A 25424-nucleotide genomic window follows, 5' to 3' on the forward strand; every position below is an offset into this window, starting at 1 on the left:
GTCAAAAATAAGGCAATATTTCAGAAGTCCGACAAGTTGGTTTGTCGGAGAAAAGCTAATAGACCTTTTCTCCCTTATCTACCCAAATGCCCCAAGCGGCATTGTAGGTATGGATTTTTGGTGTCTGCCGATTGCCGGCGTACACAGGCTTGCCCTCATTGACCCAATGGAAAATCCCGCCATACAGATTGTACACCTGCTTGAAGCCTGCTTTCCGCAGCTTTTTCCCAATATCCTGACTCCGCGCGCCGACCGAGCAATACACAATAATGGGTTGGTCTTTGGGGATGTTTTTGACAGATCCCAGCGAAAAAGTATCATAGCCTACCCATTTGGCACCCTTGATGTGACTGACTTCATACTCTTCCTTTTCCCGAGTATCCAACCACACAGCCTTCGAAAATAGCTCCGTTTGATTCAAATAGGCCAAAGGGAAATCGTCATCGTACAATCCGCTAAGCATGGTTTTGTAAGCCAAGCTTTGGGCCGATGCCGTTAAACTGACGAAAAACAAAAATGCCAAGACAGATAAACCCTTTCCCATTTTTACATCTCTTTAAATTCCACCCGACTGATGATATCCAAGGTCAGGTGCAGCATCAAGGTCGCTACCAATACCATTCCGATCGACAAGCCCAGCATTCCGTAGACAAACTTGTCCGTGATGAAATAACCGAAAAATCCTGCCGCCACCGAAGGCAGAATCCCAAACAAAATGACCCCTACGACGATGACCGGGCGAATAAGTTTCCGGTCCCAACCTTCATCAAACCCTACTTGGGTAGTAAGGGTAATGGCAAAACCCGTGAGGTAAAAAGCCAAGAGACAAATCGGAAAAAGCAAAATCAAGCCCCAACTCAGACCGGCAATCAACACAGCGGGAAGGATCAAACCTACGCCAAACAAACCAGTCTGGTACAGGTCAAGCTTGATCATGTTGATAAATTTGGAGGTCCAAGTGGCTGGAATCAGGATAAAAAACGGTTTTTTCAGATCGCCCACACTCGTCCTGCCCATCCCGGCAAAGAAATACATCATAATCATCACGCCCAGATATCCATATATAATCTTATGCGAAAACCAATCAAAATTGGACAGGACGGCCATGATGATCGCGATGCCAGCAAAGCCAAGGGCATATAAACCAAACAGCGGATGAAAGTCCTGCCGCGAGCTGTGGACATAATTTCTCCAGTACAAAGCCACCGCACCCGTTCCGAAATCAGGAAGATTGAGTTTCTTTTTCAAATTCAGACTTCCGGTTGACTCCGAGGCTTCTGCCTTTCCCATTGCCTTTTCTTTGACCTCTTCGTTGGATTTGGTGGATTCCAACACGTCTTCATAATAAGCTCCCGCATGTGCGATGACCAAAAACAGGATCAGAAAGAATGAAATGATGTAGGCCAAGGAAAAGCCTAGGGGTATCCACACGTTGCCATGGCTGACGTAGGACAAAATGCCCCTACTCCAACCTACGAGCGGGAAGAAATCAAACCAGGGTGAACCAATCCAAGCAAACATGCCCTGCCAAAATTTCTCCGCCATCAATCCCGGAATCATCACCATCAGGGCAAGGACAATTCCGAGGATGAAAATGCCGTTTCGGATGTAAGGCAGAATGCCATACTTGGTGTTGAGGGTGTAGATCAAAAAGCGAATCGGGGAAATAATAAAGAAGAAGAACGTAAATCCGAGCGACATGATGATGAGGTTCCATGCATTGAGGTCAAACACGTCGTTGAGCTGCGCGGTACTGTAAAGGACAAAAATCAAGCTCCCACCCAGGGCCGGAAAAATCGACCGGATCATGTAGTACACGAGCAGGTTGGATGGATTGACCGGTGCGGTAAATACGAAGTTGACATCAGCCATTGTAAAAAAGCTGATATTTTTTTTGGTCGCCCGATAAAGCTGGAACATCAGAAAAGCCAAAGCCAACAGGGTGAGACCTCCCACTACATTTTGCATAGCAAAATCAACCTCCGGTACCTCGCCCGCCGCATCCTGCAGGGTGTCCAGCTGACTGGCGTCCATGTCTTGGCTGCGCCCTCCCCTTCTAAAATAAAAGAAGCTGAAATACGCCAACACTGCTGCATAGGGCAGCAAGCGCAGCGGGTTTTTCAGAATCAAACGGATATTGTTGCGGACGATAAAGAAGTCCTTGCGCAACAGAAGCTTAAACTCATTCATCCTTTGTCAATTCTAAAAACAAATCTTCCAAACTTGAATCCCCTTCCGCCCCAAAGTTGCTCTTGAGGTTGGCAAGCGTGTCATTGCCGATGATGTTGCCGTCTTTCATGATCATTATCCTATCGGCAATGGTCTCCACGCTATCGATCAGGTGCGTACTGACGAGGATGGTTTTGCCTTGTTCTTTCAGGTCCCGGAATACCTTCTTGGTGTTTTTGATCGCCTTGGGATCAAGGCCAATCATCGGTTCATCAAAAAAGAGGATCTGAGGATCAGGAAGCAGCGCACAGCAGATCGATACTTTTTGGCGCATGCCTTTGGAAAGGTCCCGGCCCAACTTATCCTGTTTGTCCGACAATTCGTACAAGTCCATCAATGCTTCGGCCTTTTCCTGCCAGTTCTTTACGCCATAGGCCTGCGCAATAAATTGCAGATGCTCCCGCACCGTCAGTAGGTCATACACATGGGGAGTTTCGGGTATGTAGGAAAAGAGCTTCTTGGCTTCCACGGTCATATGGTCGTGACCGCCGAGAAAAATCTCCCCCGCATTTTTCCGCAGCAGCCCTACGATACATTTCATGGTGGTACTTTTCCCGGCACCGTTAGGGCCCAAGAGACCAACGACTTCCCCACCAGCAAGTGAAAAACTGATATTGTTGACGGCGTTTTGCTTTCCGTACTTTTTGACCAAACCTGTTACTTCGAGCATAAATCCACGATTTCGATTCAAACCTAATTATAATCGAAGAAATCGGATAAGAGTTTACATCAGCTCCTTTTTTCTTACATGACCTCCTGCAAAAAATGACAGAAAGAATAACAGAAAACCCCAAGAATTGGGATTAGGGATTTTTTTTGAAAAGATGATCTACGGGACTTCGGACAAAATTGACCCTAAGTACAGGTAACTGTCCAAGCAATAAAATGTGCTTTTCTCCTTTTTTAACCAAATCAATAGTAAAAACAAGGCATCGAAGACGCTCTTTGGAACCCATCGAGGTTAAAACTTACAAACAAGGTATGAGTCCCGCGGGTATATCTCCCAAGGCTGTTGGTCGGAAAATCATAGGCATATCCCCCCTTGAAATACTCGCCAAACCTCAAACCTCCCAGCAATCCGACACTGGATTTATGCTCCCAGTTGAACCCGAAAAATGCATTGTTCGAGAAATCAGCAATGACGGAAGTCAAATAACTGGTTGGGGCACCTGTCAGTTTTCTCGCCAGAATGTTTGGAGAGATTGTGACGATATCGCTTAAAGGTAAGCGCAAACCTGTCATCAGGAAATAACTCGCATCGCGCACACTGACGCCAAGCTCGAAAGGGTCATACCTGTCAGACAGAAACACACTCGGCGTAGAAAGCCCAAAATAGAAACTTTCCGAAAAGAGGTAGAATCCAAATCCCAAGTTGGGTTGGATCATGTTGAATTGCGTATCCTGAACGATATCTTCATCAGGATCTGAAATGTTCAAGTTTGTGTAATCCATCCGCACCGAATTCATTCCCGCCTTCATCCCAAAAGCCATCCGGAGGTTGGAACTGAGGCGCAGGTAATAGGAGATGTTGGCATTGAACCCTGTTTCCTTTGTAGCCCCAAACTGATCATTGATGAAATCCAATCCCAGGCCAAGGTTACTTTCTTCCCAAAGCCCGTGGGCCGAAAGGTATTGAGTCTTGGGGGCCCCGTCGAAACCCGTAAACTGCGAACTATGGATTCCTATGGCGCTCAGTCCACCACCTGCCCCTGCAAATGCCGGGTTATAAATCAAGGGATTGAAGGTGAAAACCGAAAGCTTGGGATCTATCTGTGCCCGTACTGCGAAAGCAATCGCCAAGTAAAATATTGCAGCAATCGTTATTTTTTTCATGATCATTTTCTTTGGGTGTTGAGAAGATAGAGGTATCCCGTCACGCGGACTGGCAGGGTTGCAGCAGGATTTTTATAAGTCAAGGCATACAGGTAATTGCCAGTTGGGAGCCCAAGTTCGGGCTGCGATATACCTGGCTGGTTGGATTCCCCAAAGAAGAACTTCCCGTCCTTGCCGTAACCGTCAGCTGCCCATACCAGTACTCCATGACGGTTATAGATTTCCAACCGATTTTCTGGGAAAGACTCAATGTTCTTGATCTTCAGGTATTCGTTTTTATTGTTCCCGTCGCGCGTGACCATATTGAACACTTCCACCTCGCATGGCTGAACAATGGCCCTTACTGCAACCCGGACTGAACTCTCGCATCCACGATTCCCCGAAAGGTTCGCCGCATAGTAGGTCTGACCGTCCTGAAGTCGTTCACTTTCCGAAAGTGGCTGACCACCAGATGGACTGCTGTACCAGCGAATGGTCTCACCCACTGCAAAGAGCTTGGCCACTGTGGGCTGGTCGGACTCACAGAATTGCTGTTCCGCGTCCGCCACTGCAGACTGTATTCTAATGATTGAAGCCCTGATTTGCTTTCTGGCACTTTCGCAGTTACCAATCCGCTGGCTCACGAAATAGACTCCTCCATCCTGTATTGGATCATTCGGATTCAGTGTCTCAGGGCCGGAGGCATTTCTGTACCAAACGAGATTAGTGCCGGTCGCCTGAAGTTCGGATACCCTTGCACCCTCGCAGAACTCCTGTTGGGAAGCTCCTCCTGGAATCTGAGGAATGTTGATTCTTACCCTTACCGCAAGTCTTGTTGCGCTTTTACAACTTCCAAGGGTTTGTTCTGCATAGTAGATGTTGCCATCCTGAAGCGGCAGGTTCCCAGCCAATGGGTTTCCACCAGTACCGCTACTAAACCACTGGACTGCAGTACCCGTGGCCTGGAGTTGATCTACAAAAGCTCCGTTGCAGAATTCTTGGTCAGAAAGCCCTGTAGGAGGCGCCACCTGGTTGACGGTCACCTGTACAGCGACAGGCGCACTCTCGCATCCCTCCTGGGTCTGGGTCGCAAAGTAAGTCCTGCCGTTTTCAAGCGGACTGTTGGGGCTGAGTGCCATTGTCAGGTTCTGGTCCGCATACCAACGGACATTTGTGCCGGTGGCTTGGAGATTGCTCACCGTGGCTGCGTTGCAGAAGGCCTGACTTTGCGCCGCAGTAACCTGCGGCACATTGATCACCCTCACCAAAACCTCCCTTCTCGAAGCACTCTCGCAGCCACCTACCGTCTGGGTGGCAAAATAGGTCCTGCCGTCCACCAATAGTGCTGTGTTTGACAACAAATCATTCCCAGTGGCAGAAGCATACCAACGGACATTCTGTCCGGTGATGGCTATATCCGAGATGGATGCGCCGGTACAGAAGGTCTGATTGGCGGAGGCGGTAGGCAAGTCAGCAGAGGATACCGATACTGTCACCGCCAACCGTACGGCACTATTGCAGCTGCCGATGGTCTGCTCGGCATAATAGGTGCTGCCATTTTGAAGCGGAAGATTATTTGGAATTGGGGTTCCTCCGGTAGCGGTGTTGTACCAACGGACATTTGTCCCGGTCGCAACAAGATCCGATACCAGTGCACCAGTACAGAAACCCTGTTCACTATCTCCTTGAGGGGCCGGTACCGCATTGATGGCAACCTGCACAGCAAGGGACGGTCCTTCACATCCTTCTATTGTCTGTGTGGCATAATAGGTAAGTCCATTTTCCAAAGGGCTCGTCGAGGCAAGCAAAGTCGTGAGGCTTTGGTCAGCATACCAACGAATGGCTGTTCCCGTTGCCTGTAGGTTACTTACCGTAGCCGTATTACAGAAGGCCTGACTTTGCGGCGCACTCACCTGAGACACCATCACCACCCTGACCCGAACTGCTCTTCGGGAGACGCTTTCACAGCCGCCGACTGTCTGACTGGCATAATAGATCCTACCGTCCTGTAATGATTCATTGCTTGCAAGGGGGTCATTTTCTGTGGCGGAGGCATACCAACGGATATTCTGGCCCGTGACTGCGATATCTGATACCAAAGCACCCGCGCAAAAAGTCTGTGTCGCTGCTGCGACGGGAATATCTACTGAAGAGACTGTAACCCTCACTGCGAGTCTCGCCGCGCTTTGGCAGTCTCCAATCCGTTGTTCTGCATAATATGTCAAGCCATTCTGCAGCGGCTGTGCACTGGAAAGTGCCGTACCGCCTGTGGCCGAGGCAAACCATTGGATCCCTGCTCCCGAGGCAACCAGGTCCGAGACTTGAGCACCTAGACAGAACGTCTGTTCGCTTTCACCCTGTGGAATACTGACAGCATTGACTGCAACCTGTACTGCGAGGGCTGGACCCTCGCAACCGTTGATTGTCTGGGTAACATAATAGGTCCTGCCGTTTTCCAAAGGACTGTTCGAAGTAAGTACGGCCGTCAGACTTTGGTCGCTATACCAGCGGATATTGGTACCTGTCGCCTGAAGATTGGCTACCGTTGATGCATTGCAAAATTCCTGCAGCTGTGGAGCGGTGACTGGAGGGACGGCCAAAAGCGATACCCTGACCTCTTTCCTACTCCCACTTTCACAACCGTCCACAGTCTGGGTGGCAAAGTAGCTTTTCCCATCTTCCAGCTGTATTTCAGCATCCAAAGGACTTCCTCCATTGGCAGCAGCATACCAAAGGATATTCTGGCCCGTCGCAACCAACTCAGCAACCTTGGATCCGGGACATAGCTCTTGGTTTTCCGTGGCGGTAGGTAAAGGGGGGCCGCTGAGAACGGTCCTAACAGCAGTCCTGTTGCTTTCGCAATCAGCTACTTTGCTCGCCACAAAATAGGTGACATTGTCTGCTACCAAAGTTTCAGCAGAAAGCTCCTCACCTGCTTCCGAGTACCAGATTAGGTCCGTTCCTTGGACCGCAAGGCCAGAAAGGCGTGTGCCTGCACAGATTTCCTGGGTGGCTTCCGCAGTAGGCTGGGTGGGACTAACGAGTTCGACCTGAATCCGAAGGCGGGTGGGGTTCACGCAGGTACCGGCCCGGTTTTCCGCATAGTAAAACCTCGAATTCTGCAACAGCGTGCCAGGGGCAATGGGTGTTGTGGAGTTGAGCGTGGGGTACCAGCGGATTTCATCGCCTTCTGCTACCAAATCCTCTACCGTCGCCCCGGCGCAGAATACTTGGCTCTGCTCGCCAGTAGGCGGTTGGGGCTCAAGAATACGGACTGTGACTTCGAGGATTTCTTCAGAGCAAACTATCGTACCACCAAACTGTTCATTGAAAATAAATTCCGCCTTTCCGTAGAGAATATCCCCATCCTTTAAAACACCGTAATAAGGTGCTGGAATAGTAAAGTCAATATCCTTGAACCATGAAATTTGACGGTAGCAGTCAATTTCGCGGGTGTATGTACAACGGAAGCTATCCTCCCTTTGAACAGAAAAAACAAGATCACTAACATAAGAGACACCACAAAAAGACTGCTCTTCCTTTCTAAAAACTGTTCTCTCCTTTGGCTCACCTACGATTACTCTGATGGATATCCCCTCATTAGCTTGAGCATAATAATTCAGCCATTCTTTGTATGCACCAGCAACCCAACTCTTATAAAAACTCTTAATCCCATTTTCGTCGCTACTTAAATCAGTAGTCCAATGATAGGCGATATTGTTATCAAAAAATGTTCCATCGTAACCACGTAACCCACTTCGAACGAACGAAAGTCCAGAGGAATTATTCGGATTAGATCCTGAATTAATATCGAAGAAAGATGGAACCTTAATCTTATCTCCTATAGAATTACCGTTAAGCGGATAATCAACGAATTTTCTTCCTTCCAATTCAATGGCTAATTCCCCCCAGTCACAAAGAGATGTAACATAGGTGCCCTCCGGTGCCAATCCCCGAGGGTCCAAAAATGCATAGGCATTGTACAGAAGGCCAAGTTCCTCATTAGCAGGGTCATTGTTAAGGTAGCACCATGCCCCTGACCTTGTATTTGCCCAGGCACCAGGGTCTTTAATCTCTGGAATGGGGTCGCCGTTGCGGTAATGCTTCACCCGGAGGTTGCTTTTTATCCAGCGCTGATCGCCGATCACCACGGTTTCATACACATTGCCGTCGATGTCGGTGATGGTTTCCTGGGCAAAGGAATTCGATATGCCAGAGAGAAATAGGGTGAAAAGAATCAGCAGAACAGGAATCGACTGATTGAGCTGTCGACAAAAGGATACACGCATATTATGTTTTTGATTGTTTAAACAATCCTTTAAGTGAGGCAAATGGGCGAAAGGCTTTTAAATATATTAAAACTGCATTTCAAATATTGTTTTTTTGACTTGATGAAACAATACCTACAAAATGGTATTTTTTTACTCAAAAATTTTGTTAAGTCAATCAATAAAAAAGTGTTTTTTGTTATTGATTGGATGACTTCACCTGGCATTTAGAATTAGTAAGAAATCGGCGTAATTGCGGGCGTGATTGGGCAGAAAAAACCTTCAATGGGTAGGCATTCCTGATGATAATGAATATAGTGTCAAAAAACGGACGGCTATCTACCTTGGTCTTGTGGTAGGAAGGATGAAAAATCGCCCCGATTTACTGTTCGCTTTTTAAAAATAGGATACTTACCTGCAACGCACTTTAGCTTGGCCAAAACTTGAAATCCGGAACTCTGTTAGAATCTTGATAAATCGGCCCGCAAATCAGTTCTCGGGCCTTTGGATTTTTAACCAAAAACCCTCAAAACATCAACCCCCATTTTACAAAAAAGCTATTGAAGGCATATTTCTCCGTACGTACGGAGGAAAAGCCGGCCGGTATATTCGAATTGAAAAAAGGTTGAACCCCAGAAAAATCGTAAAAGCCTTCGAAAAAGGAAGCCTCCTGACGCTTGTAGCCGATCGACCAGACAAAAGAATGATTTCCATCCTTGGGTTTCTTCCGAACGCCAATCGAGGGACTGACGAAAATGCCCCCATCAAACCAACTCTCGGACCATTCGGTGCGTGTAGTTTTCTGCAAAATCGTAGAACCGCCTCCCAGGTCCATCCCCGCAAACCAGGTGTATTTTTTGCCTTTTTCCCGAAATCCCCTCCAGCCCAATGCCAAAGGCATGATTTTCAAGCCAGGGTAAGTGTCTATCCCGACAGAAAATCCGACAGCATGGGCCGGGAGAATCTTGACCCCGTGGAAGGTGGTGAAAGTGAAATTCAGTCTCGTGTCAAAATTGTCTTCCCAAGCCTCCACCCTGCCGATCAGCACGCCAAAATCCGTCTGGTTGAAGTACTTTTGTGCTCCTGCATTGGCTACAGAGCTCATGTAAAACAGCAAAAAAAGGATTACTTTCAATTTCATAGCTTCGCCGATCGCCGAAAGAACCTAAACTACGACAGGATTTTTGACTTGGATACAACTGAGCGGTCTCAGGACCGATGGCGTGCTGTAGTCAAACTGACAAACCCCATCCGGACCGATGACGATGAGTGATTTGGGACCTGCGATAATGTCAACGGACTTCATGGATTGCAGGAATTCGAGCTGATGCTTGTCGATTGCCATCACATCTTTGACGTCAAAACTCTTCAGCCCATGCTTGCCTTCTGCCACATAAAGGAAGTCCCCCGTCAAGGAAAGGCCGTGGGGATGTAGCATCGAATACGCCTTCAAAAGCGTCGGATTACGAGGGTTTTGGATATCGACGACATGGAGCTCGTTGACGCCATTGTTGCAGTTGACCCCTTTTCGCAAGGTCACAAATGCATGCTTCTCATTGACTACGACAGGATCACAGGCGAGAATATGTTGGTAAACAGCCAATTCCCTTGGATCGCTGGGGATTTTGGCATCATAGATATGCATACCGGTGTTGGAGCCGATGAAGAGTTTTTCCTGGAAAGGGAAAATCGTCTCAATCCCCCAGCCAAGGTCGATATTTTTAAGGTGTTTCGGCAACTTGGCGTCCGCCACGTCAAACACACGCAAGCTGTATTCATCCACGGCATACAAGTGCCCACTCATCAGCGTAAACCGCGCCATCGATCCCCCCTGTCCATAGCTTTGGGATCCGGGCGAGGCACTCTGGGCACTTAAGTTTACCCTATCCATCATTACCCAAGGCCTTCCCCAATGCCACATCTGGTTGGAATCGGCAGTCATGACTGTATCCTTATAAGTAATGATCACACCGGTGTCGTGGTGATGGTACATGTGCTTGAAGACATCTTGGACCCTATTCTCCAGTTTCACGTTGCGGATGTCATTGATGTCAAATGCCAGAAGATCCACATAACTGTCCGCATAGAGAATCCCCGAATTGATAGCCAAATCCACGTTTCCGTCAATCTTGATGAAGTTTACATTGATCGGGGCGGCAGGATTGGAATTGTCCAAGATATGAATCCCTTTTTGGGGCTCGTTGACAAAAAGATAGTCGCCGTAGATGTAGATTTTACCGGGATTTTCCAATTCCTGCGGCGGTGCCACCACTATGTCCTTTGCCCGGATTGTACTCATTTCAAGATACACGGGGATTACCGTCTTGAAAGTATAGGTACTTGTCACTTCGTCATGACAAGAAGGAAGCACCAAGACCATCATGCCCGCCAGCAGCAGGGACATGAAGCGAAAGAAGGGGGAAGGAAAATAGGTCTTCATGGCAAAATGTTTTGAGGTAAGAAAAACTTCTGAACCCTAGACGCAGCTGTTTTTTGAAGTGCGACAGAAAGGATCGAAAAAAATCCTTCTACCGCGATCTTTTTTTGGAAAAGCGAAGGAAGGAGAAATTTCATCGCTGCAACAAGATCTCACGCAAAAGAAAAGAGGGCTCATCTAGCCCTCCAATTTCCTGATTATTTTCCTTTGGAAATTCTCCAATAGGTGAATGTATTTGTGGACAATTTTATCCGCCAACTCTCCTTGGTCAAGGCCCTGATAAATAGGATTGTACTGAATCCGGTCGATGACCATGTCCAGCCAGCCCTTGCCGTCATCGATCAGTTCCTCGTTGAAAGCCTCCACGGTTGCATCCCTCGAGCCGGAAAAGTACCCTCTCCCCTGCTTTCGGAAATATTCACCGATGGTCCTCAAGGCCATCTCATGTGCGAGTTCGAAGAGGCGGATGACTTTCCGCTGCGACTTATCATCCTTATGATTGTGGGAATATTGCCACAGCGCATCTTTTAATTCCTGCAAGGCCTCGGAGAAGTCTGCCAAACACTGTTCGCAATTTGGGGCGGTTGTTTTCATCTTCAAGGTCGATTTTTATACAGTCTTCAAGTTAAGAATTTTAGCGCACATTGTATGACTGCATGAAAGGTTGCCCGCCCGGTGTGAATCCCTCCAAGCGCAGCCTTCCGCTGAATTTTTCCAAAAACTTGCCGACATCCTCGGGATTTTTGGCAGGCTCGCCGTTGATGAGTGTAATGACGAAACCATTATTCAAGCCCAAATCCCTCAGGTAGCCCCGACTCATGCCGGTGATTTTGATTCCATAGGAAATGTTGAACCTATCCTTTTCGATCGTGTTTACAGATTCAAGCCTTGCACCCAACAGATCGGATGCGTAAAACTCCCGCTTCAGCACGCCTGTCCCGCCTTCGAGGTTTTGAAGCGTCAGGGTTGCGTTGCGTTCGGTTCCACCACGCTTGAAAACGACGCGTACCTTGTCGCCGGGGTAGTAGTAGGATAGTACTTCCTCGAAACTTCCGTTGCCGGTGATGTTGATGTTTTCGATTTTGGTAATCACGTCATTGCGCTCAATCCCAGCCTTCTCGGCAGCACCTTCCCGAACCACATGGGTCACAATCACACCATCCAAAGAACCCAATTTCATTTCTTCTGCCAACTCCGGCGTAATCTCCACTACTTCGATACCGGGTATTGCCTTTTGGACTTCCCCAAACTTGATCAGGTCATTGGCAATTTTCATCGCAATGTCCACGGGCACCGCAAATCCATATCCCGTATAGGAACCCGTGCGGGAAAGGATGGCCGTATTGATGCCCACCAGTTCTCCCCTGACATTGACCAAGGCTCCGCCTGAGTTGCCGGGATTGATAGGTGCATCGGTTTGGATAAAGGACTCCAACGGAAACTCACCACCAAGAATATTGATCTGTCGCTCTTTTGCCGAAACGATCCCCGCAGTCACGGTCGAAGTCAGGTTGAAAGGGTTGCCCACTGCGATTACCCATTCGCCGATTTTGAGCTCTCGGCTGTTGCCCAAGGTGATGGCGGGAAGGCCCTTTCCTTCAATCTTCAAAACTGCAATGTCGGTATTCTTGTCCGTCCCAACGAGCTTGGCTGGATAGGTGCGCTTTTGGTGGACCACTTCAATAACCTCCGCGCGATCGATCACGTGGTTGTTGGTAATGATATAACCATCCGCACTGATGATCACCCCCGAGCCTGTACTCACCCGCTGCGTCGGGCCGGTACCAAAGAAAAAGTCAAACATGCTGTAGCGCCTTTGGTCGGTACCCGAGAAGTTTTTGATGAACACTACCGAGGGAGTGCTCTTTTCGGAAGCTTCCACAAAGGAAATCGGTGGATTGTTAGCGGCACTTGGCCCGCTGTCATAGCGCACGTACTGTTGCCGGGCATTTTCGGGGATGTTTATTTCGCTCCCAAATACCGGCTCTTCTTTGCTCTTCAAAGAATCATAGGCCCACGCGCCTACAAGACCCGCCACAAAGGCTACAAAAACAATTTTCAGATTATTTGCCATATTGTATCTGAACGATCCGTGAATTTTTGAGTTTAACAATTGCAGTGATGAAAATACCGATTTTCATGCCAATTGCCACCGCAATCAAAAAGACTGGAAAAGTTGAGGGAAAACCCAATGAAGCTTGTAATTTTGTCAGTTGCGGAGGACGTGACACCAACACTGTCAGCTTGCAATTTTGTCAATCGTACCCATATTGATGTCAGGAAAAAAGCATGTAGCCATTCTCGGCTCCACAGGAAGTATTGGAAAACAAACCTTGGAAGTCATCCAAGCCCATCCGGGAAAGTTTGAAGTAGAGGTCCTGACCGCACAAAACAACGCCGAACTTCTCATCGAGCAAGCCCTGCAGTTCCAGCCCAACTGTGTTGTCATCGGCAATGAAGCCCTGTATGCTACCGTAAAAGATGCATTGTCGGCGCAGGACATCAAGGTGTACGCGGGTGAAAAAGCCTTGTCAGACGTGGTGACCATGGACACGGTTGATATCGTCCTGACCGCTTTGGTGGGATATTCGGGCCTGATTCCGACGCTGAAGGCGGTAGACGCAGGCAAACCCATCGCCCTTGCCAACAAGGAAACCTTGGTGGTAGCAGGCGAGTTGGTGACGCAATTGGCCAGCGAAAAAGGTGTCAACATCTATCCGGTAGATTCGGAGCATTCGGCGATATTCCAGTGTCTTGTTGGAGAATTCCACAACCCGATCGAAAAAATCATCCTGACAGCTTCAGGAGGACCGTTCAGGGGAAAAGACCGGGAGTATCTCAAGACTGTCACCAAAGCACAGGCACTGAAACATCCCAATTGGGATATGGGTGCGAAAATCACGATAGATTCCGCTTCCCTGATGAACAAGGGCTTGGAAGTCATAGAAGCCAAGTGGCTTTTCGGATTAGATGCCAATCAAATAGAGGTGGTGGTTCATCCCCAGTCGATTATCCATTCTTTGATACAATTTGAAGATGGGAGTATAAAAGCACAACTTGGGCTGCCCGATATGCGTATCCCCATTCAGTTTGCCCTGAGCTATCCGGAAAGGCTCAAGGCGGATTTCCCCAGGTTTGATTTCACCAATTATCCAAACCTGACATTTGAAAAGCCCGACATGACAACCTTCCGAAACCTAGGCCTTGCCTTTGCTGCTTTGGAAAAAGGGGGAAATGCTCCCTGTGTACTCAATGCAGCCAATGAGATAGCCGTGGCCTCGTTTTTGAGGGATGAGATCGGATTTTTGGAAATGTCGGATTTGATAGAGCAGACGCTCGAAAAAGTGGATTTTGTCGCGCACCCCAGTTTGGAGGATTATGTGCAGACGGACCGAATAGCTAGAAAATTAACAGAAGAATCAATCAAGAGTAAAGTATAATGGAAACATTGATCATGGTGGCCCAGCTGATTCTGGGATTGTCGATACTGGTAGGATTGCACGAATTGGGGCACCTCTTGACGGCCAAAATGTTTGGGATGCGGGTGGAGAAGTTTTCCATAGGTTTCCCCCCAAAAATCTTCGGCTTCAAATGGGGCGAAACGGAATACTCCATCGGCGCAGTTCCCTTGGGGGGATTTGTGAAAATCTCCGGCATGGTGGACGAATCCATGGATACGGAGCAGCTATCTTCCGAGCCTCAGCCTTGGGAATTTCGCTCCAAGCCAGCCTGGCAGCGCCTCATCGTCATGCTTGGCGGTATCATCGTCAATGTCATCACGGGCGTTTTGATCTTTGTGGTTTTGGTGTACCAAAGGGGTGAAACCTATTTCTCCAGAGACCAAGTCGTGGAAAACGGCATCGTTGCCTATGACATTGCCAAGGGAATCGGCTTCCAAACCGGCGACAAAGTACTCGACATCAACGGACAGCCCTATGTGAGCCTTTCCGACCTCAGCAGTGGGGAAGCGTTGTTGAGTTCCGGGGGATTCTACACCGTGGAGCGCAACGGGGAAACCATCCAAATTGAAATCCCAAGAGGTTTTATCAACTCTTTCTCCAACGAGGAGAGCATGGGCAATTTCCTCAGCATCCGCTTTCCATTCACAGTTGGTGAAGTGAGCAAAGATGGCGCAGCTGCAAAAGTAGGACTGCAGGCCGGGGACAAAATCGTCGCAGTCAACGGACAACCGATCCAATATTTCGATGAGCTTCAGGGCGCATTGGCAGCGACCAAGGGCAAAGAAGCGGCCATCCTGATCGAAAGGGAAGGGCAAAAACTCGAGAAAATGACACCTGTCTCCGCAGAAGGCACCATTGGCATCCAGGCCAATTCACTATTAGAGCCAGTCGTCAGAAAATACTCCATCGGAGAATCCATCAGCAAGGGGACGGCAAAAGCCTTTGGCGTCGTCATAGTCAACGCCAAGGCACTCGGCAAGATGTTTACCGGAGAAGTTTCCGCCAAAAATGTAAGCGGACCGATCGGCATGGCAAAAATCTATGGCTCCAAATGGGATTGGGTGAAGTTCTGGAGTATCACAGGCTTGATTTCCATGATTTTGGCCTTTATGAACCTGTTGCCGATCCCGGCATTGGACGGTGGACACGTGATGTTCCTCCTGTATGAGATGATTTCCGGACAGGCACCTTCCGACAAGTTCCTCGAGAATGCCCAGAAAGTAGGCATGGTCTTGTTGCTGGCCTTGATGGTATTTGCCATCGGAAATGATATCCTTAAGCTCTTTACAGGGGCATAATTCCTACATTACAATAGATATTCAGCAAAGGGGTGGGATTCGTTCCACCCCTTTTGCTTTGTTGGCTAAAAAGGGTTGGCTGTAATTCCGAAACACAAACAAATAGCTACCCCGAAAAGGCTAGCTTATTAGGCCTTTTTTCTCTTTTAAACAACCGAGTAATAAGCCCAAGGAACTACCAGAAATACGGAGTTAACACGGAGTTGAGACGGAATTGGTACGGACTAAGTACGGAGTTGGTACGGGTAGTGATAGGGACACGGTGGGAACACTGTGCCGACACGGTGCCGACATGGTAGGGAGGCGGTGGGACTGATCTCGGGCGGTGGTTGGGTGGGAATCGGAATCAATATCTTTTCTATAGATTTCGATCCCGCATCTTTTCTAATTGTTGTACCTCTCATGGTACACCCCTAGTACCTGCCTCGTACACCATTCGTACACTTTCCGACAAAAACCAAGAAATCAGATAATTCCCCCAACTCATCTTTTCATCTCGATTTTGATTGCCGAGAACCTATTATGGTGTCCGCACTTCGAATAAACAATTATTTCACACCCCTTATTTTTTAATATTGCAAATTTCGGTATCATTGGGGAAGGTTTTAGTATTCGTATCACCCATGGTCTTAAATCGATATTTCGCAAGTTTGCTCCTGCTGATACTTTTATCCATATCCTCATATGGACAGGATGGCGACTTTGTTGTTTTGCCTTCGCAGGAAAAGGTATATGGTTCAATGGTGAATACCTTCGATTTTACCAATGCGAAATCGGTCAATTTCAGGAATTCTTCAGACCAGGCTGTGAACCAGTACATGCCGTCTGATCTCATAGCCTTTGGGCTTGACAATGGGAGATACTTTAAATCTATCCACTTGCCTGAGGAGAATGAAAAGGTTTTTGTTCAAGTCATCCTTTCGGGGGAAAAAAGCCTATACAAATACAAGAAAGTATTCTACATTGATGACGACGGCAAGCTTGTTAAACTTAACAGTAGTTACAGTCAGTCGTTGGGCGCCGAAAGCAATACACAAAGGAGCAATTTTAAACCTTTTGTCAATACGCTTAACCTTATTTTGGCGGGTGATTGCGGCAATTCGCTTGTTGTAACGGTGATGGGTGCCAAGTATACAGAAAACTCTTTGGCCGAAATACTCTCAAAGTATCATGAATGCGAAGGCCTGGAATTCATCAATCATATTCAGGAAATCCCTCTGGTTAGGATTTCACCAATGGCTACGGCAGGATTGGCTTTCCTAAACCAGGATTATTATCCGATCAATGCGAGTAAAGTGATGGTTTTTGATAGGAACTCATTCCCGGTATTTCAGGCTGGAGTAAGGTTTCACCAAATCCGGAAGCTTCCTCGACTTGCATTTGATTTGTCCGTTGCGTACATGAATAGGGACAACACGCTGAACTATCAATTCGAGAACTCTGAAGGATTGACAACCGGAACACAGGTCTATAGAAGCTCTAGCATACTCGTGCCGATGTTTGTTGACTACCAACTGTTCAAATTTGGATCCGTTGGCACCTATATTGGCTTAGGTGGAATTGTCAGAAACACGAGCTTTGAGGTTGATTATGCGATCGTAGATTACACGCTGTTCTTCAACTCGGTCACCACAGTTACCGAAGAACAGTTTTTTTTCAATGAAGACCGGGATTTCGCCCCCGCGATAAAACTTGGTGCCCATATCAATCAAGGGAAAAAGGTTGGACTGTTATCCGAACTTCAATTCGACTATCAGTCCAAAAATACGGTGAGGGTATGGCCCTATTCGGACAGTACCTACAAGCAATTTACAGTAGCGTTTTTGTTTAGCATAATCTTCTGAAATCAAATGGCGGCCATCAAATACACTTCAATTATTTTATTTGTCCTTTTCCTTTCTGCTTGTGCTGAGGTAGAGCTTGCACCGAGGAAAAATCCAAGGCTAAGTGCCGCGACTGTACAAAAAATTGATCCGGTAAGTGTGCGTTTCGCCGCAAAAGTGTATGATTATGGTACACAGGAAGTTGTTGAATATGGATTTGTTTACAATGATAAGCCTACGCCTCGGGTCGGCGATGGCATAACGATCAGTCGCGCGGGAAAGCCCGATGATTTTTTCGAGCTGGAAACAGCGCATACAATGGTCCCCGGAAGAAAATACTTGCTGGTTGCCTTCATGCGAACCACCAATGGAATCACCTACTCCGGTATTGTTGAGTTTGTTAATCAGCGATAACCCTGACCGGTGCCGCTAGGTTTCATTTGATTTGGGCGAACTACCTAGCAGCAACCAGCCAGGTTCCTGCTTGTTGATCTTCTAAAGAACATTTACCAAAGTGGAGGTCAATACAGGTCTCTCCGTTCCCTTGATCGCTTCATAAAAACAGGTGAATTTCACGGAAAAAATATTCCATCCCCTTATTTTTTAATATTGCAAATTTCGGTATCATTGAGAATACTTATGAAACCCGTTCTCAAATGATAAGACTCCCACTCTTTAGAGGATTGTGCTGCAGCTTGTTGCTGCTGATCTGCCATCCAAATTTCGCCCAAAAACAGGCCGATGACTACATCCTCAAGGCCAATGGACAAAAGGAAACGGGTGTCATTTTGGGCAGCTTTGAAAATGACCAGTACAATACCGTCCGATTCAGGTCTGCCGGTGGAGGTACGGGCACTTTTGGGCCAGGGGACATCCAAGGTTTCGGGTTCCAAAACGGACGCAAGTTTATGGCCATAAGGCTACCTGGATCAGAGAATTTGGAATTTGTACAAGTCTTATTGACAGGAAAGCTTAGCCTATACAAGGCCAATGACAAGTTTTACGTGAACGACGGTCGAGAAATCCACGAACTGAAGGCTTTCTACGACAAGGCGACCGTCGCAGGCAGGGAGACGCGGGAACTGAAGAAACCCTATTTGGGCACGATCAACATGCTAATGGCCGGGGAATGCAGTGCAGAAATCTACGATGTACTGGCTGATACCAAATACGATGATTATTCTTTGGTCAAATTACTTTCCAAATATCACTACTGCGAAGGAATCACCTATGAACAGCACCTTCCCGAGTTGCCATTTGTGAGGATATCCCCGGTGATCTACGGCGGTGTCACTTACATGAGCATGAGCCCTGCCAGTCGTCCGGAAAACAGAAAAGATGCTTTCGAAAATCACCAGACACCAATCATGCAAATAGGCATCAAGGCCCACCAATTCCGTCGCTGGAAGCGGCTTTCCATCGACGTTTCGGTCGGCTACTCCAAGTTGGACAACACGATCATATCCGAATACACTTCAGAAAGCCAATACATGACCGCGAAGGAGGTCTTCAGCGCATCGACAATCACCATCCCCGCTTTTGTGAACTACACCTGGACGCGAGCGGGGAGCTTTGATTCCTATATCGGCATTGGTTTCAATAGCCGCTTCAGCAGTCTGGAAAGCGAGTTTGCCATGGTAGACCAAACGCTCACGCACAATGGAGTCACCACGATTTACGAGACGGAGTTTACCAGCATCAATGAAAAAATGACCTCGGCTGCCGGCAAAATCGGCGTAGTCTGGAATTTTTCGAAGAAGATCGGCCTTCTTGCTGAATTGCAACTTGACTACCTGCCTGCATTCTACCAAGTCAACCTTCCCTTCAACGAAGCATCCTACAACCAAACCAACACCAGTCTATTGATCGGCCTACGTTTTTAACCATTGAAGCATATGAATACCCAAAAAATATCGATTTTACTCTTGGCAGCGATTATGCTTTTCTCTTGCCAAAAAGACGAAGACGTCAAGCCTGCGACCAATCCGAGGTTCAGTGTGGCCTATGTGCAAAACATCGACGCTTCCGGTGTGGAGTTCGCGGCCAATGTGTTTGAATTTGGTTCAGAGGAGATTTTGGAATATGGGTTTGTGTTTAGCAAAACTCCAAATCCTTCAATTGAAACAAGTGACGTCGTAAAACAATCAGGTAAACCAGAAACGATTTTCAAACTTATCGCTGATTATGGAATGCGTCAAGGATCAGAATATTTCGTTGCAGCATTTGTAAGGACGAACAGGAGTCTGGTGTATTCTGAACAAATCAAATTTACCAGCAAGGGCTCGCTCGGATTCATTTTCGATGCTATTTCAGCCCCGGAAGAGGTGTATTTTGGGGATACTATCACTGTGTCGGGTAGGAACTTCAGCAGGATATCCAGTAATTACAGAGTGCAGGTAATGGGTGCCAATGCCCAGATTCTTGACCTTAGTCCAACGAGCTTTAAAATCGTCCTCCCTCCCGTTTTTGGATTCACTGAAAAACAGGCAGAACAAGGGCTTTTTGACTTCAAAATTGATATTTCCGGAAAGGAACTCTTGGTCGAATGGCCCCTGAATTTCAGAACAGCCAAATTCACTACCAACACAAGCAAAGAATTTACATGGGGAGAATCTATCAGCATCAGCGGCAGCGACCTCATGAGTGAAACGGTAAAAGTCAGATACAAGAATCCCGAGGGCAATTTTTTTGAAATACCTATTGACTTCTTCTCAAGCAATGAAATCAGATTCAAGCCAAAAGCGCCGATCGAAGAACAATCCCCGACTTTGGAGATTACGGTTAGGGGAAAAAAATACCTCTTGGAAAATGCCTTTAAATTGAAAGGCAGTGAAATCAATCCTGGACAAGGCTTCAATATCTTCAGTTCCGACCCGTTCACCATTTTCGGCCAAAACTTCAATCCGGATTTCACCAGATTGAATAAGATAACCTCGGATACGCCCGGTTTGAATTTCGAAATATTAGAATCGACCAGCGAAAAGATTACACTGAGGGTTTATCAAACAGACGATTTTTTCCTTCCAAGGACTCTCGCATTGTTTTCAAACACTTTTGGAGTGAAATCTAAAAATTCTGTTACTGTCACATTCAAGGATTTAAGCCTTCCGTTTCTCAGTTTATCAGATCATATAGAGGATTCTGAATATGTCTTGGGCTCTGCTACAGACGGGAAAAAGGGATATATAGTCACGACAAAAAAAATCGTAGAGTTCGATCCCTCTACCAAAACCTCTTCTTTGGTTTACACTTTTCCCGAACAATTTCAACTATACTGGTACTCATTTGTTGTAAGTTCTCCCAACGGAAAAATATACATTGGAGGCGATGGAAATCCTCTACAATCGCCAAGTAATGTTCCATACATCTTTGAACTGGATCCGATTTCTAAACAAGTGACGCTTTTACCATCCCATCCCTCCAATCTGGTTTACATAACTTCCGCCTACTCAACAGAACAATACCTTTATTGCGACGGGGGATGGCTCATCGAGTCTGTTAATGGTTATACCGAGAAACCAGAACGCTGGAGGTACAGCATGCTAGAGAGAAAGTGGGAGAAACTAATATCTCCTTCGATCACATACCAAGGTCAAATTTCAAAACTCTTGGGTTTCAGGTATAAAAATCAACTTTACAGATTCGGCTATTCGCCCGAAAACTTCATACCATCCCTTTTCCGTTTTGATCCTCAAACAGAAGATTGGGAGAAATTGGCCGAATTTGAAAATCTAGAAAATCTCCAAGCAAGCCATGTTCCAGTCATTGGCAATAAGGCTTACTTTCAATCTAACTCAGTTTTGGCTGAACTAAACTTGGATGATTACTCGGTGAAGATGCTAAACTCGGAAAATGGCAGACAAGCCCTCGTTAACTTTCCAATTGTTATCGGAAACACGATTTTCTCGACTTCATTTAACAGGGTGTACGAAGCCGACCCTGCCTATTTCAAATTCGAGTAACCTGCCAATTTGTACCACCCATTCTCCTTGGCATATTCATTGAAATTATTGGAAGAACCTTCATAAATTGGGGGTTCTTCGCTGTTTTATTATTTCATGACAGCTTATCTGTCATATTGTCCTTATGATGCAATTCAAAAACCAGTTATATCAAACCATGATGGGAGGCGACTATGCGGGAGAGGGTGACCTCATCCAGCTGATTACCGATGACGAAGAGGAAACCCAGCAGCAGCCGGACCATTTCGCCACGGACATCCCGATTCTTTCGGTCCGCAACACCGTGCTCTTCCCGGGTGTGGTGATCCCGATTACCGTGGGCAGGCAGCGCTCCATCAAATTGGTCAAAAAAGCCCAAAAAGGCGATAAGATGATCGGCGTCTGCGCCCAAATCAATCCCCAAAACGACGACCCGGCTTGGGAGGATATCTACCATGTGGGCACTTTGGCCAAGATTATCAAGATGATTGTCTTGCCCGACGGGAATACGACGATCATTATCCAAGGAAAAAAACGGTTCAAGATCACCGAAACCCTGACCGAGGATCCCTACTTTACTGCGCGGGTGGAATACTTGGATGAAAACTTCCCCAAAAACAGCCGAAAGATCAAGGCGCTAGAGGAATCCCTTAAGGAGTCCGCCGCCAAAATCCTCCACCTCAATCCCGAAATTCCCCGCGAGGCACAAGTCGCACTTGACAATATCGACAATACGGCCTTTCTGACACATTTCCTTTCCTCCAACATCAATGCACCGGTGGAAGCGAAGCAGCGCTTGCTGGAGATCAACGACGGTTTGGAGCGGGCCACCTTGCTTTTGGAATTCATGATGAAGGATATCCAAATGCTGGAAATCAAGAGCGAGATCCAAAAGAAAGTCCATACCGATATCGATCAGCAGCAGCGGGATTACTTCCTCCGCCAGCAGATGAAAGTGCTACAGACCGAGCTTGGGGAAGAAGGACCGGAAAAAGAGGTCGAAGAACTGCGCGCCAAAGGAGCCCTAAAAAAATGGCCCAAGGAAGTGGCATTGCATTTTGAAAAAGAACTCAATAAAATCCTCCGCATCAATCCATCCGCGGCGGAATATCCCATTGCACTCAACTATGCCGAGACACTTGTTGAGTTGCCGTGGAATGAATACACAGAGGACAATTTTGACCTCAAGCGGGCGAAGGCCATCCTGGACCGCGACCATTCCGGCCTTGTGAAAGTGAAGGAAAGGATCATCGAATACCTCGCCGTTCTCAAACTCAAAAAAGACCTTAAAGGTCCAATCCTTTGTCTATATGGACCTCCGGGAGTCGGCAAGACCTCTTTGGGAAAATCCATTGCTACCGCTTTGGGCAGGAAATATGTACGTATGTCCCTAGGCGGCGTGCACGATGAGGCCGAAATCCGCGGCCACCGCAAGACCTATGTCGGCGCCATGCCCGGCAAGATTATCCAAAACATGAAGAAGGTGAAGTCTTCAAATCCCGTGTATGTATTGGATGAAATCGACAAGCTGAGTTCCGATTTCCGTGGTGACCCTTCCTCTGCTTTCTTGGAAGTACTCGACCCGGAGCAAAACAGCAGCTTCGTGGACAATTACCTGGAGGTGGAGTATGACCTTTCCAAGGTGCTGTTTATCGCCACTGCCAATTCGCTCGATACGATCCAACCCGCCTTGCGGGACAGGATGGAAATCATCGAAGTGACCGGCTATACGATGGAAGAGAAATTGGAGATTGCCAAAAAGCACCTCGTCCCCAAACAACGGAAAGAACACGGCCTCAAAGCCACGGACATAAGCTTCGACAAAGCCGCATTGGTCAAGATCATAGAAGACTATACCCGCGAATCAGGTGTCAGGACCCTTGAAAGAGCCATCGGAAAAGTAATTCGAAACATCGCCAAGTCGATTGCCATGGAGGAAGAATACTCCAAGAAAGTGACCGTGCAAATGGTCCGGAAAATCCTTGGTGGAGAAATATTCGACAAGGAAATCTACCAGGACAATTCGATTCCCGGTGTCGTGACTGGATTGGCATGGACTTCCGTGGGCGGGGAAATCCTCTTCGTGGAAGCTTCACTCAGCAAAGGCAAAGGAAAACTAACGCTCTCTGGACAATTGGGAGATGTGATGAAGGAATCCGCCATGACGGCACTCTCTTACCTCAAGACCAAGTCAGATAAATTGGGTATCGACTACCGGGTGTTTGACCACTATGACTTACATATCCACGTCCCCGCCGGAGCGGTACCTAAAGACGGCCCCTCTGCGGGGATTACCATGCTGACGGCAATGGCCTCGGCATTTACCCAGCGAAAGGTGAAGGCAAAACTGGCGATGACTGGGGAGATTACACTCCGCGGAAAGGTCATGCCGGTCGGAGGAATCAAGGAAAAAATCCTCGCAGCCAAACGTGCAGGCATCAAGGAAATCATCCTTTGCAAAAACAACCAACGGGATATCGAGGAAATCGACACCGAATACATTAAAGGACTCAACTTCCACTTTGTCGACAAGGTAGAGGAAGTGTTGGCACTCGCCCTACTCAAAACAAAAGTAGACGAACCGATGCAGTTTACCTTTCCGAAGGAGCATGGAAAGGAAGCTTAACAGGACTTACCAGAGCTATACCAACCATTAAAAAAGGGAACTCCGAAAAGGATATCCCGACACTACAAGATGAGAAACGAATTTCATGACTTGACTCCCAGACAAATCGTCGCAGAGCTTGACAAATACATCATCGGCCAGCACGACGCCAAACGCAACGTGGCCATTGCCCTGCGCAACAGAATCCGGCGGATGAATGTAAAAGGCGATATCCAGAAAGACATCGTCCCCAACAACATCCTGATGATCGGGTCTACGGGTGTCGGTAAGACGGAGATTGCGAGGAGGCTGGCGAAGATTGCCAATGCCCCCTTCACCAAAGTGGAAGCGTCCAAATTTACCGAAGTCGGCTATGTGGGCCGGGATGTCGAGAGCATGGTCCGCGACCTCGTCGAACAATCCGTCCATTTGGTAAGGGAAAAGAAGAATGAGGCAGTAAAAGAGAAGGCTGCTGAAGCGGTAGAAGAAGTTATTTTGGACATCCTTATCCCGCCTGTGAAAAGTCCGAGTTTTGCCAGACCAATTTCCGGAAACACGATTGAAATCGGCACAGAACCTAGTTCCGATGATGAATTGAATGAGCGAACAAGGGATCTTTTTAGGGAGAAACTGAAAAGGGGTGAACTCGACGACCGCAAGATTGAAATCAGCGTGAAGCAAAGTCCGCCTGTCGGTATCGGCATGATCGGAAACGGCATGATGGACGACGCAAGCATAGCTGGTCTTCAGGACATGATCAGCGGCATGATGCCCAAAAAGACCAAAAAGCGCAAAGTCAGCATCTCTGAGGCCAGGAAAATCCTCATGGAGGAAGAAGCCTCCAAGCTGATTGATTTTGACGAAGTCAAGGAAGAAGCCTTAAAGCTCGCCGAAAATAATGGCATCATCTTTATAGACGAGATTGACAAAATCGCCTCCAAAAGCGGCAAATCCGGCGGGGGTCCTGATGTCAGCCGGGAAGGTGTGCAACGAGACCTGCTTCCCATCGTAGAAGGCAGCGCCGTCAATACAAAATACGGAGTTGTCAATACCGATCACGTACTGTTCATCGCGGCAGGAGCTTTCCATGTAAGCAAGCCTTCTGACCTGATACCTGAGTTGCAGGGAAGATTCCCGATCAGAGTGGAGCTCAACAGCCTCACGGAGGAGGATTTTTACCGCATTCTGAAAGAACCAAAAAACGCACTGACCAAGCAATACCAAGCCCTTTTCGAATCTGAGGAAGTGTATTTGGACTTCAACGACGAGGCCATTCGGGAGATCGCCAAACTGGCATTCCAGATCAACGAACAGGTGGAAAACATTGGGGCCAGGCGTTTGCACACGGTGATGAGCCATTTGCTGAACGACTTTCTATTTGATGTCCCTGACACGATCGAGTCCAACTCGCGGATCATGATCACAAGGGAAATGGTCCAAGAAAGGCTGAGTTCCCTGGTCAAAAACCGGGATCTTTCGCAGTACATCCTTTAATCAAAATATCCATCCTGGGCCAAAAGTTCAGGATGGATTTTTTCTACCTATTTGAA

Annotated in this window: 17 protein-coding genes; 8 read left to right on the forward strand and 9 right to left on the reverse strand. The window is 47.5% G+C overall.

What is annotated here, in order from left to right:
- Positions 1-55: 55 nt before the first annotated feature.
- The 9 genes from C943_RS01110 to C943_RS01150 form a co-directional block, all read right to left on the reverse strand.
- On the reverse strand, positions 56-544 hold the full coding sequence (locus C943_RS01110) for a rhodanese-like domain-containing protein (RefSeq protein WP_008623480.1): 489 nt from the start codon (positions 542-544) through the stop codon (positions 56-58).
- 2 nt (positions 545-546) lie between these two features.
- Positions 547-2190 carry a putative ABC exporter domain-containing protein gene (locus tag C943_RS01115; RefSeq protein ID WP_008623481.1) on the reverse strand — a complete coding sequence of 548 codons (1644 nt, stop codon included), beginning with the start codon at positions 2188-2190 and terminating at the stop codon, positions 547-549.
- A complete protein-coding gene (locus C943_RS01120) occupies positions 2183-2899 on the reverse strand; it encodes an ABC transporter ATP-binding protein (RefSeq protein WP_008623482.1) in 717 nt (238 codons plus the stop codon). The genes C943_RS01115 and C943_RS01120 overlap by 8 nt, the downstream gene beginning before the upstream one ends.
- Positions 2900-3141: 242 nt before the next feature.
- Positions 3142-4062: a PorP/SprF family type IX secretion system membrane protein gene (locus tag C943_RS01125; protein WP_008623484.1), complete on the reverse strand. Its 921-nt coding sequence runs from the start codon at positions 4060-4062 to the stop codon at positions 3142-3144.
- Between the two features lie 2 nt (positions 4063-4064).
- Positions 4065-8330 carry an Ig-like domain-containing protein gene (locus C943_RS01130; RefSeq protein WP_008623485.1) on the reverse strand — a complete coding sequence of 1422 codons (4266 nt, stop codon included), beginning with the start codon at positions 8328-8330 and terminating at the stop codon, positions 4065-4067.
- A gap of 505 nt (positions 8331-8835) precedes the next feature.
- Positions 8836-9450 carry a hypothetical protein gene (locus C943_RS01135; protein WP_008623489.1) on the reverse strand — a complete coding sequence of 205 codons (615 nt, stop codon included), beginning with the start codon at positions 9448-9450 and terminating at the stop codon, positions 8836-8838.
- Between the two features lie 24 nt (positions 9451-9474).
- Positions 9475-10749: an LVIVD repeat-containing protein gene (locus tag C943_RS01140; protein WP_008623491.1), complete on the reverse strand. Its 1275-nt coding sequence runs from the start codon at positions 10747-10749 to the stop codon at positions 9475-9477.
- Between the two features lie 174 nt (positions 10750-10923).
- Positions 10924-11340 carry a nucleotidyltransferase substrate binding protein gene (locus C943_RS01145; RefSeq protein WP_040478549.1) on the reverse strand — a complete coding sequence of 139 codons (417 nt, stop codon included), beginning with the start codon at positions 11338-11340 and terminating at the stop codon, positions 10924-10926.
- Positions 11341-11380: 40 nt separating this feature from the next.
- Positions 11381-12820: a S1C family serine protease gene (locus C943_RS01150; RefSeq protein ID WP_008623494.1), complete on the reverse strand. Its 1440-nt coding sequence runs from the start codon at positions 12818-12820 to the stop codon at positions 11381-11383.
- A 199-nt stretch (positions 12821-13019) separates the two neighbouring features.
- Between C943_RS01150 and C943_RS01155 the strand changes: the two genes are divergently transcribed.
- The 8 genes from C943_RS01155 (at position 13020) to hslU (ending at position 25368) form a co-directional block, all read left to right on the forward strand.
- Positions 13020-14186 (forward strand): 1-deoxy-D-xylulose-5-phosphate reductoisomerase, encoded by a 1167-nt coding sequence (locus C943_RS01155; RefSeq protein WP_008623496.1) that lies wholly within the window; start codon positions 13020-13022, stop codon positions 14184-14186.
- Entirely contained in the window at positions 14186-15505 is a 1320-nt protein-coding gene (gene rseP / locus C943_RS01160; protein WP_008623497.1) for an RIP metalloprotease RseP, read from the forward strand. Before C943_RS01155 ends, rseP begins: the two co-directional genes overlap by 1 nt.
- A gap of 650 nt (positions 15506-16155) precedes the next feature.
- Positions 16156-17349 carry a hypothetical protein gene (locus C943_RS01165; protein WP_040478552.1) on the forward strand — a complete coding sequence of 398 codons (1194 nt, stop codon included), beginning with the start codon at positions 16156-16158 and terminating at the stop codon, positions 17347-17349.
- 6 nt (positions 17350-17355) lie between these two features.
- On the forward strand, positions 17356-17742 hold the full coding sequence (locus C943_RS01170) for a hypothetical protein (protein WP_008623499.1): 387 nt from the start codon (positions 17356-17358) through the stop codon (positions 17740-17742).
- 242 nt (positions 17743-17984) lie between these two features.
- Positions 17985-19211 (forward strand): hypothetical protein, encoded by a 1227-nt coding sequence (locus C943_RS01175; RefSeq protein ID WP_157198383.1) that lies wholly within the window; start codon positions 17985-17987, stop codon positions 19209-19211.
- Positions 19212-19223: 12 nt separating this feature from the next.
- On the forward strand, positions 19224-21290 hold the full coding sequence (locus tag C943_RS01180) for an IPT/TIG domain-containing protein (protein WP_008623501.1): 2067 nt from the start codon (positions 19224-19226) through the stop codon (positions 21288-21290).
- A 124-nt stretch (positions 21291-21414) separates the two neighbouring features.
- Complete coding sequence (gene lon, locus C943_RS01185; RefSeq protein ID WP_040478555.1) at positions 21415-23895, forward strand: endopeptidase La; 2481 nt, start codon at positions 21415-21417, stop codon at positions 23893-23895.
- 69 nt (positions 23896-23964) lie between these two features.
- Entirely contained in the window at positions 23965-25368 is a 1404-nt protein-coding gene (gene hslU / locus C943_RS01190) for an ATP-dependent protease ATPase subunit HslU (protein WP_008623503.1), read from the forward strand.
- The last annotated feature ends 56 nt before the right edge of the window (positions 25369-25424 follow it).

Source organism: Mariniradius saccharolyticus AK6 (assembly GCF_000330725.2).
Taxonomy (GTDB): domain Bacteria; phylum Bacteroidota; class Bacteroidia; order Cytophagales; family Cyclobacteriaceae; genus Mariniradius; species Mariniradius saccharolyticus.